This window comes from Paenibacillus sp. MAEPY2 (assembly GCF_000499205.1).
GTDB classification, from domain to species: Bacteria; Bacillota; Bacilli; order Paenibacillales; family Paenibacillaceae; genus Paenibacillus; species Paenibacillus vandeheii.
This window is the reverse complement of sequence record NZ_AWUK01000010.1, coordinates 159,476-173,356: the sequence shown is the minus strand read 5'-3', so window position 1 is coordinate 173,356 and position 13,881 is coordinate 159,476. Positions and strand designations below refer to the sequence as shown.

Genomic DNA, 13,881 nt, shown 5'->3' with positions numbered 1-13,881 from the left:
TCATCGTTAATTAGTTAGTCGGTTAGTTACTCATGTGACTAACTATAGTGCATGGAAACCAATATGTAAATAGGCGCACCCCTAATTGATCATTTTTTTCATTTTGGCTCGATTGTATTGATTAATAAGACCGTCGAGAACTACAGATTGCTGGATGACTTCAGGATGAAGCAGACTGCCGTATTCCGACTGCAAGCGGTGAAGCTGTTGTCTGGCTTCTTCGATCTGTGACATTAACTCCAGGCAATCCATAGTACCCCTCCTTTTTGTCATATTTTAGTTTATTATGCCAATCGATAGGCCGCAAGGGGTACGACATACTTATTCTTCCACTAGACGCAAAAAAAGACGCCTCTGAATGAATATTCAGAAGCGTCCATTACCAATTTTTTAAGTTCCGAATCCGTGGTCAGCAGTTCTCATAATTGTGGGATCTGGAACTTCGTTGCCTGAGACAGGATCCGTAGCAGGAGCTACAATGTAAATAATAATACTACATGTAGCTATCAGCAAAGCCAACTTTCTCTTCATTGAGTTTCTGCACCTCACTAATGATCAATTTGTATTGCTGTTTCGCCGTCTCAGTTGCAAACTCCCTATATTGCTCAAACAGTCCGACACCTCTAAGCATACCTCGTCCACTGCTAATTTCAATAGAGAATCGCAAACTATCCAGAACAAATTGTATCCCTGTGAAATACTCATCTTTCTTTAGATAATACGCACCCAGATCCGCTAATAGACGTAGATATCGATCATCTGTAACCTGTCTGCTGACTTTTCCGATTCGGTTGCTTTGTTCCTGGTACGTAAAGTAAGATTCATACTGTTCGAGTACATCATCAATATTTTTATCATAGCGGTTTGCAGCAGTCACAATATCACAAAGCGCAGGGAAAATCTCATTTTCTTTTGTTGAGATGTAATTCAAATATTCAGGTAACACCTCAAACTGTCCGCTCATTAATTGATATATATAACGGTTGCCCTCAGCCCATTCCTGAAACTGATTCATGACTACCATTTCGTCTTGATCAGGGTTCTTCACCCAGCTGTTATCCGTATATAAAGAAACATATTTAAGGGCGCCTTGATAGTCCTTAAGTTGATAACACGCACTTCCTGAAGCCAAATAGGAATACAAAATGTAGAACACAATAGGTCTCTTTGTTTCTTCCTGTTTCTTTCTCCCATTCAACTCATAATGGATGGTTGCTTTCACCTTTAACTTCTCGGACAGCTCCTGCACTTTATTCCATCTATGCAAGGCCCCAAAGGCATCAATTAATTCGTTGAGCGCATCCAGCTGATAACGTTCATCAAGCCGGTCAACATAGTATTCGAATTGAGCCGCGATGATCAGATTTCGTTGCTGATCATTGGTCAGTCCCAGCCTGAAGAGTCGATACTGACATAGTGCAAGCCGTTCGGAGTGTTGCATTTTCTCACTTTCGGCTATCGTTTCATATAGTAGAACGGCCGGTTCGAAATTACCGGCATGGTAGAATTCTTCAGCCAGATCAAATAGCAAAGGAATATAAGATAGATTATCCATCATCAAGCGGATAACCTCTTCAATACAGTTCAATTTATTCAACTCAGCACATCGATGAAGGAATGGTCCCAGTCTTCGCCAGTCAGGGGCAGCATGGACAAAACACTCATCTATGTACAATTCATAGAAGTAACCTTCTTCAAGTCTCATAGCTGAAGTGATTCGATCCAGCTGCTGCATCGCAATCGGACGATTCTTGTTCAAAATATTGCTCAGCGTACCGGAGTTAATTCCTGACGTTTCCGAAAAAAGACTAATGGACATCTGCTCACGCTTCAGATAACTTTCTAAGTGATCGCGTATCGTGGTTGTCGGCTCCAAACTAACACCACCCTCCAAAATAAAAAACCATAAACAGGATTAACGGTATGCAAAAGTAATTATATGTAATAATTAAGCAAGGGTCAATAAGATAAATTCAACTAATTTGTATTAATTACAAAAAAATCCTTTTGTTAAAATAAAGGCCCTACCCTTATTTTATACCGGGAACGGGCAAGCATCAAATAAAGGATAAAATAAAAACACGAGCAGCATATGCGCTCGTGTTTTACATGCATTATAGCAGAACGATCTGCTATATATTACTGTTCGTTTAAGGCAGCACATTGCCAGCTGCACGATAGATTTCGTACCACTCCTGGCGCGTAAGGTGAACATCGCCAGCTTTGATACAATCTTGCAAACGCTGGATGTTCGTTGTGCCTGTCACTGGCTGCATATGAGCAGGGTGACGCAGCAACCAGGCAATCGCCATGGTCGTGTTGCTCACTTCATATTTTGCAGCAATCTCATCGATCTTCGCATTCAGTTCCGGGAACTTGTCGCTTCCCAGGAATACACCTTCGAAGAATCCGTATTGGAACGGGGACCATGGTTGAATCGTGATATCGTGCAGGCGGCAGTAATCAAGAATACCGCCATCACGGTTAACCGCGGCATCGTTCTCCATGTTCACGTTGATTCCACTGTCGATCATCGTAGTGTTGGTAATACTCAACTGCAACTGGTTCGCTACCAGTGGCTGTTTAACGTATTTTTTCAACAGTTCGATCTGGTTCGGATTCTGGTTGGATACCCCGAAGTGACGCACTTTGCCTTCGCGCTCCAGCTGGTCAAAGGCTTCAGCCACTTCTTCCGGTTCAACCAATGTATCCGGGCGATGCAGCAACAGAACATCCAAATACTCGGTTTTCAAACGTTGCAGAATGCCATCCACCGAATTCAAGATATGCTCTTTTGAGAAATCAAACATGCCTTTGCGGATACCGCATTTGGACTGAAGAATCATATTTTCACGAACCTGGGGATTCATCTGCACAGCCTCTGCAAAGATCTCCTCACATGCTCCGTTTCCATAAATATCAGCATGATCGAAGAAGTTCGCGCCTGCTTCCATGGCGGAATGAACAAACTGTTCTGCTTCTTTGCTGCTTAATGAATTAATTCGCATGCAGCCAACGGCTACAACCGGTATTTCGAGTGCGCTGCTGCCAAGTTTAATTGTTCTCAAGATGATTTCCCTCCATATTCGAATAGTATCGTACTCTAATGCCCATGATCATTGCCAACTGGTATATACTTGTCTTCCGTCTATGATTGTGACACAGAACTGCAATCGGTTTCAATGGAATTTTAGAACTCTTATATGGAATAATGGAGGTTTTTTTCTCCGCTGTTCATTCGCCTATACTTCTTCCGGAACAATCACCTCAATATGCTGAGGCAATACACCGATTCGAATGGGCAGGGAAGGCCCTTCCTCTCCATCTACATTCGTGCGGATGGCATCTGTGGAACGGACATGAACTTCTTTTGCCGTAAAATAATCAACATCCTTATGGTTCTTCAGATTGCCAAACAGCAGGGACGTTCCGAGTGTAACTGTATTGAAGACGTTCATGCTACGGATCACAAAACAATGAATTAACCCATCATCTACCGCTGCATCAGGGGACAATTTCTCAAAACCTCCAACCGAATTCGTCAGCGCCGCGAGAAAAAGAGGAGATTCCCCCTCCCAAAACTGCCCATCATACTCAATGGTTAGCTGCTTGGCGGGTGTGTTCATCAGGTCTTTCAATCCTTCTTTCAAATAAGCAAATGAACCCAGCTTCGACTTTTCTTCCGACGATACCGAGAACAGCGCTTCTGCCAATGAACCGGCTGCCACCACGTTGGCAAACAGACGGTCATTGATTTTACCGAGGTCTACCCTATGAACCTGCTCCGATAGTAACTGTCGAATGGCTTCTTCCGGGTCAAGCGAGATATTCAGCGCACGCGCAAAATCATTCACCGTACCCAGCGGCACCACACCCAGTCTGGGACGATGTTCCTGATCCATCATGCCGTTAATCGTCTCATGCAGTGTCCCATCTCCTCCGATGGAAATGACGAGATCACTGCCGTCTTGGCAGGCACTAAGGCAGTAGTTGGTCGCATCGCCCTCCCCGGCCGTTTCATTAATCACCACTTCATACTGCTGTGATTCAAGAATTTCTTTGACTTGGGACACATACTGCTTAGCTTCTTCTTTACCGGACGATGGATTGCTAATGATCATGGCTTGGCGCATACCTGCATCTTCTCCTCCAAATGGCATTCTTTACTTCATCTTTACCCTATCTGCCATGGAGTTGAATACGATCTGGGGGAGTTGTACAATTTTTTTTGAAAAAGATGATCGGAAGAGTGCAGTATGGGGTTGGTATCATATAGAATAGAAGTAGATGTTCTGCCTGTCATGAATTTCATGTTCCTTTTGCCTAATGACTGGTTAATAACTATAGATGTGTTTTTATTCGTACCTGCATAAGTTAAACTGATCCATTTACACTTACCACTCCGATGGCAGAACAACCTTCCGATCACTGTTATCCCCGGATTTCTTTGATTCCCTTTACTAAAGGGAGAAATCCCGTGATAAAGGTGACCGCTTCGCTTCTTCTGGTTTTTTCTGCCCTCTCCGTTATCGTGTAAATATTGTACTTACCTTATATATCATCAAAGAACTCAATCTGTTCGGAGTATTTTATAATCTCAAAATCGGAATCGGAGGGAATTCATGCAATGAGAAGAATGACTCTACTATTTCTAGTATTCATCCTGAGTCTCGGGGCGGCTGGGCAAGCGATGGCCTATACTACTGCAGACTTGGGCGAAGGAATCATCGAAGACCCTGCACTGGAGAACGGACTGAAGCTGATCTTGAACAAACCGGTAGATTCCCCTCTAACCTCATCCGATCTGGAGCAGCTGAACGTTGTGGATCTGAGCAATGCAGGCATTCAAAGCCTGGCCGGTCTGCAATACGCCAAGAATCTGACTCACCTCCGGTTATATGGCAATGAGATTGACGATTTAACACCGCTGGAGCATCTGACTCAGCTTCGCGAGGTTGACGTTCGCAATAATTACATTACATCCATTGATGCACTGGCTGATCTGAAAGACCTGGGACGGCTGTATATCAGCAACAATTCCATTTCTTCTATAGAGGTTGTACGTGGATTCAATCGACTACATACGTTTCACGCCAGCGGTAACCAGATTACCAGTCTCTCCGCACTGGCTGATGCAGATGATCTTCAATGGCTCGAAATCTCGAACAATACAATCACGGACCTGACACCACTGGCGGATAAAAGAAAGCTTAAACAGCTCAATGTGGCCAACAACCATATTCAGACACTGGATGTACTGGCTGATCTGCCGAATACACTTCAGAAGCTGAATGTGGCAGGCAACGAGATTTCCGATCTGATGCCACTGGAGCATATGACACGTCTGCAGACGCTGGACGTCTCCGGGAATCAGGTTCAGCATCTGGCGCCCCTGGAGAGCCTGACAGGGCTCAAAGAACTGAATGCGGAGTCCAATCAGATCTATGACCTGGAGCCGTTACGGCAGCTGTCCAAGCTGGAAGTGCTGAAGCTGTCCAACAACCGGGTGTGGGATCTGACACCCATTGCCGGATTTACTTTTACAAGAAACAGCTCTGCTAATACCATAACGGATATCTCGACCTCCACCTCCTTGTCCTCGGGTACTCAGACATCGGTCTCCGAGCCGGAACCTGCCGGACTAACGGTGCAAAACAACTACCTGGACGTCGCTAGCGGCAGCAACACGATGCGCCTTCTAAATCAAATGAACGTACGGGAGCAGAAGCGCACCCCGCAGGGCAGATTCCAGCGACTGGTTGAAGGGTCTACAACCGCCTATGTGGGTGATCAGGCTTACGCGCTGGAGGCTGCGCCTTTTATCGAGGATGGACGGACCTATGTGCCGCTTCGCTTTGTCTCGGAGCAATTGAATGCCAGCGTGAACTGGAATCCGGATACACAGGAGGTTCAGATTGCGCAAAATGACACGTTGCTGAAGTGGACGGTGGGCAACAAACAGGTGAGTATAGATGATACTCTTGCGGTAAACGAAGCGCCTCTGTTGATGAGAGATGGCAAGGCGTTTGTCCCGGTACGATTTATTTCGGAGCAATTCCATACGACGGTTGGGTATATCGGAAGCACCAAAACGATCCTGATCTTTGAAAACAAAGCACAGGATGAGAGTGTACAACAACCTTAATTAACAAAAGTATAATCAAGCACCACGCACTTATCTCTACTTATCTCAATGCACAATCCATTCATATGCCATCCATGCAGCTTCTTGCATGCACAGCGAAGTCCCCGTCTGAATCGTCAGCGGGGATTTTTGGTGCGCATTAAATTGGATGTGGGCACGCGGGAATTCGGTTTATTCAAAAAAACGGATGCTGCCCATCGTCTGTCTGTATTCACTGGGACTCATGCCAGTCCATCTTCTGAATTGCCGGCTGAAGTGCGCAAGACTGGAATATCCGAGCATGGCGGCAACCCGGGTAAGGTTCAAATCAGGTTGATGGATCAGCTGCTTGGCCTCGTGGAGCTTCAGCTCGGACAAATATCTGCGCGGGGAGATGCCATATACTTTCTGAAATGTCTCCAGTGCATATCCAGGGCTGATTTGCAGTGAAGCTGCAATCTCTTCAATCCGAATCTCCTTATCCCCCAGCCCTTCCCGCTGAATGTTACCGGCATTGAAACGGCTTTTGATTGCCTCGGCAATCAGGGTTGCATAGTGCGCCACAGTAGGCGATACGGATTCTTGAGAACGGGAGGAGCTTTGCTCTGCCAAGATCGCCAGAATCTCCAGTAAACCAGCCTGCATGCGGAACAGATCTGCCGTTGTATATTCTTCTTTTTGCTGAAGAAGGTTCACCCATTTCATCATCACTTCCGTCATTCGCTGATTATCCTCGCTGCCATTCGGGAACAACAGCTGAACTTGTCGACTCATCCCTTGCCGAAACAAAGCCTCGTCCACATTGAAATGGGCAATAAAGTAGGTCAGCCCCTTCTCCTGATTGCATTCATTGGTATGCTTGCACCCGGGTGGGATAAGTAATATATCTCCTTGATAAAGGTCATAACGGATATTCTCCAGTATTGTCGTTTGTGCGCCTTCCAGAATCAGAATTAATTCAAAGGCCAAATGGGATTCCTGCGGCACATGCCAGCCTTCGTTCACCTTCTGCATGTGAGCACCAAACAGCTTGACGTTCCAATCCGTCGCAGGCAACCACCGGCTCTCGGGTGATAGATAGGAACGGTATGGTTCAGGGATGATCATGGATTACACCACCTTGGATTAGGGCAAATTTTACACGGTTCAGCGTATCTGCTTTTGGAGAGGGACTTGATATACTGACTGTACTGTACAACATACCTGAGGTTCAAGCGAGGAGGAAATTCCAATGTCTCTGACGTTACATGGCTATTCCACTACACCCAATCTTTCGTGGAAAGAGATTTCTTATACAATCACAAATGAGAGCGCTAATCTAAAGCTCACAGGTGAACAGCATCAGCTTGTAGAAGGATTTGGCGGCTGCTTCAATGAGCTTGGTTATATGGCCCTGTCCCACTTGAATGAGAAGCATCGACATGAAGTCTTTCATTCCCTCTTTCACCCGGAAGGCGAACACAAATTCAACATCTGCCGCCTGCCGATCGGCGCGAGTGATTATGCAGAACAATGGTACAGCCACAATGAGGTGGACGGCGACGTGGCCATGGAACATTTTTCGATTGAACGTGACTTCAAATACCTAATTCCATACATCAAAGAGGCCCTGACCTATAATCCAAATCTGCAATTCTTCGCCTCTCCTTGGAGTCCGCCAACCTGGATGAAATCGCCGAAAGCCTATAACTACGGTACGCTGCGCTGGGAGAAGGAGATATTGGAGGCGTATGCACTGTATTTCGTCAAATTCGTACAGGCTTACCGTGAGGCAGGCATCACCATCCATCAGGTTCATGTGCAGAACGAAGTCATCGCGGATCAGAAATTCCCTTCCTGCATGTGGACTGGCGAGCAGCTGCGTGAGTTTATCGCCGATTATCTGGGCCCAGCTTTTGACCAGCATGGTCTGGACACGGAAATCTGGCTGGGGACGATCAACGCGCCTGACCCATGGGAAGAATTGATCAAGAAAAAAACGAATGATTTTGATGAATACGCCGGACTGGTGCTTAGTGATCCCAAAGCGTACGCCTATATCAAGGGAGTAGGTTATCAGTGGGCAGGCAAAAATGCCATTCAACGCACAGCGGCAAGCTACCCGGAGCTTCGATACATGCAGACCGAGAATGAATGCGGCGATGGCAACAACTCGTGGAACTACGCCAAGTATGTATTCAACCTGTACCAGCACTATTTCAGCAATGGAGTAAATGCATATATCTACTGGAACATGGTTTTGGAGCCAAAAGGCCGAAGCACGTGGGGTTGGGAGCAAAACTCGATGATTACAGTAAACCCGGATACGAGTGAGGCCATTCGAAATCCCGAGTATTATGTGATGAAGCATTTCGCCCATCATATTGTTCCTGGTGCACGAAGAGTGGGTCTGTCTGGAGCCTGGAGTGGCAAATCGGTAGCATTCCGCAATCCTGACAACAGTCTCGTGATCGTCATCAACAATCCGTTCAAGGATCCTCGTGACTTGTATTTGGCATACGAGGGGCAGACACTTAAGTTTGAGTTGGAGGCTGACTCCTTCAATAGTATTGTTATCTCGGAAGGCTAGAAAGAAGATATAAACAGGAATAGCGCCTTGCTCCGCGGCTTGACCGAGGAACAGGCGCTATTCAGGGATTCAGCTGATAACGTCAGAGCATGATTATGAGAACTTAAGGATTATTGGCAAGATAATTTCTTAGCCATTGCATTGCTGGACGCTCTGTACCGTTGCTGTTCACTAGATGGGAACCGTTAACCCAGGTTTGACCCTGATTGTAACCCCACAGGGTCACACCTTTGACCGCAGAATGCTGCCACAGCACTGGGAACTTCTGCTGATAGCGTTGTAACTGCGTGTTATCGTCTCCCGTTATATCCAACTCGGATACATAGATCGGCAGACCTGTCGCAGCCAGCTTGTTCAGTACGGTGTTCATCGTGCTTACGGAGACGTTATCCATATTAAAGTGATGCGCCTGAATACCAATGCCGTCAATCAGCCCTCTGCTCTTCAAAATATTAACAATCTGTACATATTGATCCGCCGCGTTCGGGTCACCGATAATACCATATTCGTTCAGCAGTAGCTTGGAATTCGGAAAAGCTTGTCTCGCTTGTTGGAAAGACCAAATCACCCAATCCCAGCCTGTTGCTCCATCCCCTCCAATGGCATTGCGATAGGAAGGTTTGGCATGCAGCGGTTCATTAACCACATCGACAAAAGCCGCTTTGGAATAACGCTGGCCAGCCGCCTGAATCCACTGTGTCACTTCGGCTTTCTGATCAGCAGCGGAGAGGCTGTTAATCCACGACGGCTGCTGACTTCCCCATACAAGGGTATGAAATTTGAATGGAAATCCATTGTTAACCGCATAGTTATACGCCATGTCGGCCTGAGACCAGTTCATGTTATTGCGTGTGCCTTCCACTGCATCCCATTTGGTTGAATTCTCCGGCGTCACTTGATTCCAATATGGACTAAAATTCGAGGGAACACTGCTTGCAATAATGTTCCCCAGAAATTTGCTGCCTTTCGCCAAACCTGCACTCACACTGCCTACAGCTACTGATGTGGCAAGCACACCTACTAACGCTAACGCACCCACGGTCTTAAACCATTTGGACTTGAACATGATCTTCCTCCTTTAGTTTTTAATAGTTGACAATCTAGTAAGCGTTTACATTCATCATTTTACTGGATATATTTGTAATTATCCATGTAGAAAGTATAGCTTGTCCCTAAGAAAGTATAGATATTGGGTTGTAACATGATAACTTAAACAAAGGCGTTACACTTTATTATATTTACAAATCTATAAATATAGATATAATGTAATTCTGAGAACTTATTATATCGGCCATAATTTTATACAGAGGCAAGGAGGTATTTTTTTAGTTTAATATATCTATTTATCTATATATATAAATGAATTTGGAGGTCTACACTTTAACATGAAATCACAACAGGTTAATCCGCTGCTCATCCTCATTCTCGCATTGGGTGTATTCGCCATCATCACTACAGAAGTAGGCATTATTGGAGTGCTGCCCTTGATCACGCAGAAATTCAATATCACCGCTGCACAAGCTGGATGGCTGGTAAGTATTTTCGCGCTAGTCGTTGCCGTGTCTGGCCCTTTTCTGACTTTACTCGTATCTGGTATCAATCGTAAAACCATTTTGTTAATTGCCGTGCTGTTGTTCGCCATTTCGAATGTAGTATATGCCTACACAACCCGCTTCGACATGATGTTAATCTTTCGGATTATCCCGGCCATTTTTCATCCGGTCTTCTTCTCCGTAGCTCTGGTCACGGGTGCCAAACTGGTCCCCCCGGAGAAAAGCAGTCAGGCGGTCGCCAAAGTGTTTACCGGAATCACTGCCGGCTTTGCATTTGGGGTGCCCCTAACTTCCTATCTTGCGGATCGATTCTCGCTGGAGGCTGCGTTCTGGTTCGGAGCGGCTGTCAGTATCATTGCTTTCATCGGTATATGGATTTGGCTGCCATCCATGCCTGTGCAGGAGAAGATGTCTTATGGCAAACAGATCGGCATTTTGCGTAAACCTGCGCTGTGGCTAAATATTGCCGCTGTCATTTTTATTTTTGCAGCGATGTTCTCTGTATACAGTTATTTTGCCGAATACCTTGGGCAAGTCACCCGTATGGACGGTTCATGGATTAGTGCGATGCTCTTGGCTTTTGGTGTTATTATGATCGCCGGAAATTTGGTATTCGGACAGCTCCTGCATCGGAATATTCCGAGAACCGTTCTCCTCTTCCCGGTGTTATACATGGCCGCTTATTTACTCGTTTTCTATGCAGGCTCCTATTTCATTCCTATGATTATCATGGTGTTCGTCTGGGGTGCGATTCACTCCGGTGGTCTGATTGTCAGCCAAACCTGGCTTACGACGGAATCTCAGGAAGCACCGGAATTCGGAAATAGCCTCTTTGTCTCTTTCTCTAATCTGGGAATTACCCTCGGTACCTCCATTGGCGGCTGGTTCATTGCCCAACTCGGAATTCATCAGGTCATCTGGAGTGGAATCATCTTTGGTTTGCTTGCTTTGGTATGCATCGTTGTCAAAATAAATTTTTTCACCTCTCGTAGTCGTAGTTCAATTGAAACGGTATAAGAGTTAAGGGCACAGTTGGTCTGGAGCAGAGCGCTATCTCTCCTCCATAACGAGAAAACCCTTCTTTATCAGTAACATTTTCATACTGAAGTGCCAAGCGTCATGTACAATTAAATATGATTTGGGTGCTGCTGAGGAAGAAGTTTAAACATATAGAGAAACGTGTAGTGACTGCTCCGATCATTCCTTGTGGTGTTTCCATGAAATGATAAAGAGCAGTCTCTTTTATTTGTCATTTTGTGGTTTACATTTACCAAATGTTTATCTAGTATTAACTCCAATGACACATATCTTTACATAACACTAGATAACAAGGGAGATTACAACATGCGCAAATTTTCACCGAAACGTTATGCCGGGTGGCCCTTATCGATCCTTTTATGTGCCTCCATCCTCTTTGCACCCTTCGCTGCCACTCCGGTTCAAGCTGCCGAAGCAGCCAAGGAAACCAAGATTACGTTGCTCGGCACATCGGACATTCATGGCCGATTTATGCCATGGGACTACGCTCTGGACGGGCCGAATCCGACGGGCAGCATGACGCAGTTGTATACGATCGTGAAAAAAGTACGTGCTGAGAATCCGAATACAATCCTGCTGGATGCAGGCGACATGATTCAGGACAACTCGGCTGAACTGTTCAACGATCAACCGCAATCTCCCATGATGGTCGCAATGAACGAAATGAAATATGACGCATGGGTGATGGGAAATCATGAATTTAACTTTGGAATGGACGTATTAGAGAAGATTTCCTCACAGTTCAAGGGACAACCCTTGGTAGGTAACATTTTCAAAGAAAACGGCGACCGCTACATGCCAGCCTATACGATTATTGAGAAAGACGGTATCAAAGTTGGTGTCATCGGAATGAACACACCTATGATTACCGAGTTCGAGAAAGGTACGGATCACCTGGACGGCATCATTGTCAAAGATCCGGTGGAAGAGACCAAGAAGGCCATCGCCGAGCTAAAAGGCAAAGTGGATGTCATGGTTGGACTCATGCATATGGGACTGGACAACGAGAACGGGAACCCGGGCACCGGGGTGACGGATATCGCCAATGCCAACCCCGAGCTGGCAGCCATCTTTGCCGGACATATGCATACCCTGATTGAATCCCAGACGGTTAACGGTGTATTGATCTCCGAGCCGAACAAATACGGTTCACACATTTCGCGAATCGATCTGACGTTTGCCAAAGAAGGCGATAAGGTTGTACTGAAAAGCAAGGAAGCTCAAGCACTCGCTGTAAAAGCAGCCGATGGCTCCTATGAAGTGTCCGATCCCGGACTGGAAGATACACTGCATCCGTTCCACGAGTTCGCTCGTGCCGATGCCAACATTGAAGTGGCTGAGCTGAAAGGAACCAACCTGGTACCAGCGGATGAGATCAAAGGCATTCCTGCCGTGCAGATCCAAGAGACACCTCTCTCCGACTTCTTCACCGAAGTTATGCTGCATTATAGCGATGCCGACGTTGTTGCTCACCAGATCGATAACGATAAGGCCAAGCTGGATGTCGGACCGATCAAAAAGAAGGACATTGCGTTCAACTATCAATATGCCTTCGGAGAAGTAACGGTATATGAAGTGACCGGACATGATCTGAAGGACTACATGGAATGGTCTGCGGGTTATTTTAACTCCACACGCCCTGGCGATGTGACGATCAGCTTTGATCCGAAACGGCGCGCTTCCAAATATAGCACCGACGATTTCTTCGGTGGAGTAACCTATGAGATTGACCTGACCAAGCCTTACGGCAGTCGGATCACGAATCTCAAATACAGTAACGGCACAGTGGTCAAAGAAGACGATACAATAAAGCTTGGCATGAACGCCTATCGGATGGAAGCACTGATTGCCAAGGGTGGTGCATTGGAAGGCCGTAAGTTCAAGCAGCTGTGGTCCTCCAAGGATGCTTCCGCATTTGGCGAGATTCAAGGTACGATCCGTAATCTGTCCATTGCTTACTTGAAAGATGTTATGAAAGGCGTCTACGAGCCGAAAATCCAGCACAACTGGAAAATCACCGGCGTAGACCTGACAGCACCTGCACGTGCTGATATCGTAGAGCTGATTAATGATGGCATCATGTCTGTTCCGACAACGGAAGATGGCAAGTATACCAATATTGCGTCCATTAACATTTTGGATGCGGTGACTGAAGAAGAAATGAATGCTCTCGCCACCAAAGCGAACGTAAGTATAGCGAAATTCTCTGGCGTGAAAACCAAGGGTGAGTTCTATCAAGAGCTGAATAAAGCTCGCAAAGCGGTCGCTGGCAGTGGTGAAGAAGAGACTACACCTGAAAAGCCGACAACACCAACTGTACCAAAACCGACACCAGACACATCGAAACCCGGCAAACCATCGACATCACCAAGCACAGGTAAACCGGGTACAGTCGTAAAAGGCAAACAAGCCAAGGTTACTGCTGCCTACCTGAATGTACGCTCCAGCGCTTCATCCAAAGCCAAAGTGGTTACTGCCGTACCAAAAGGTACTGTTCTTGAGGTGATCAGTACAGACAAGTATGGTTGGGTAAAAGTGAAACTGGATGGCCGCGCAGCTTATGTCTACGGAAAATATGTAAGTATGCTGAAATAGAA

Annotated in this window: 10 protein-coding genes; 4 read left to right on the top strand and 6 right to left on the bottom strand. The window is 46.1% G+C overall.

The window, feature by feature from the left end:
• Positions 1–81 precede the first annotated feature (81 nt).
• The 4 genes from P364_RS36790 to P364_RS0108180 form a co-directional block, all read right to left on the bottom strand.
• Entirely contained in the window at positions 82–252 is a 171-nt protein-coding gene (locus P364_RS36790) for an aspartyl-phosphate phosphatase Spo0E family protein (RefSeq protein WP_081717937.1), read from the bottom strand.
• A gap of 241 nt (positions 253–493) precedes the next feature.
• The gene (locus P364_RS0108190) at positions 494–1,876 is read right to left on the bottom strand and encodes a hypothetical protein (RefSeq protein WP_024629655.1); all 1,383 of its coding nucleotides are present in this window, start codon (positions 1,874–1,876) and stop codon (positions 494–496) included.
• A 274-nt stretch (positions 1,877–2,150) separates the two neighbouring features.
• A complete protein-coding gene (locus P364_RS0108185; protein WP_024629654.1) occupies positions 2,151–3,068 on the bottom strand; it encodes an aldo/keto reductase in 918 nt (305 codons plus the stop codon).
• Between the two features lie 174 nt (positions 3,069–3,242).
• Entirely contained in the window at positions 3,243–4,133 is an 891-nt protein-coding gene (locus P364_RS0108180; RefSeq protein ID WP_024629653.1) for a diacylglycerol/lipid kinase family protein, read from the bottom strand.
• Positions 4,134–4,627: 494 nt separating this feature from the next.
• Here P364_RS0108180 and P364_RS0108175 point away from each other — a divergent pair, with 494 nt between their 5' ends.
• On the top strand, positions 4,628–6,145 hold the full coding sequence (locus tag P364_RS0108175; RefSeq protein WP_024629652.1) for a leucine-rich repeat domain-containing protein: 1,518 nt from the start codon (positions 4,628–4,630) through the stop codon (positions 6,143–6,145).
• 171 nt (positions 6,146–6,316) lie between these two features.
• Here P364_RS0108175 and P364_RS0108170 read toward each other — a convergent pair whose 3' ends face one another.
• Positions 6,317–7,231, bottom strand: coding sequence for an AraC family transcriptional regulator (locus tag P364_RS0108170; RefSeq protein ID WP_024629651.1), 915 nt, complete (start codon positions 7,229–7,231; stop codon positions 6,317–6,319).
• 124 nt (positions 7,232–7,355) lie between these two features.
• On the opposite strand from P364_RS0108170, the gene P364_RS0108165 reads away from it, so the two are divergent.
• Positions 7,356–8,693: a glycoside hydrolase family 30 protein gene (locus tag P364_RS0108165; RefSeq protein WP_024629650.1), complete on the top strand. Its 1,338-nt coding sequence runs from the start codon at positions 7,356–7,358 to the stop codon at positions 8,691–8,693.
• A gap of 103 nt (positions 8,694–8,796) precedes the next feature.
• On the opposite strand, the gene P364_RS0108160 is transcribed toward P364_RS0108165, so the two are convergent.
• Positions 8,797–9,759, bottom strand: a complete 963-nt coding sequence (locus P364_RS0108160) for an endo-1,4-beta-xylanase (RefSeq protein WP_024629649.1) — start codon at positions 9,757–9,759, stop codon at positions 8,797–8,799.
• 319 nt (positions 9,760–10,078) lie between these two features.
• On the opposite strand from P364_RS0108160, the gene P364_RS0108155 reads away from it, so the two are divergent.
• Together P364_RS0108155 and P364_RS0108150 are read left to right on the top strand one after the other, a co-directional pair.
• On the top strand, positions 10,079–11,263 hold the full coding sequence (locus tag P364_RS0108155; protein WP_024629648.1) for an MFS transporter: 1,185 nt from the start codon (positions 10,079–10,081) through the stop codon (positions 11,261–11,263).
• A 327-nt stretch (positions 11,264–11,590) separates the two neighbouring features.
• Positions 11,591–13,879 carry a 5'-nucleotidase C-terminal domain-containing protein gene (locus P364_RS0108150; protein ID WP_024629647.1) on the top strand — a complete coding sequence of 763 codons (2,289 nt, stop codon included), beginning with the start codon at positions 11,591–11,593 and terminating at the stop codon, positions 13,877–13,879.
• The last annotated feature ends 2 nt before the right edge of the window (positions 13,880–13,881 follow it).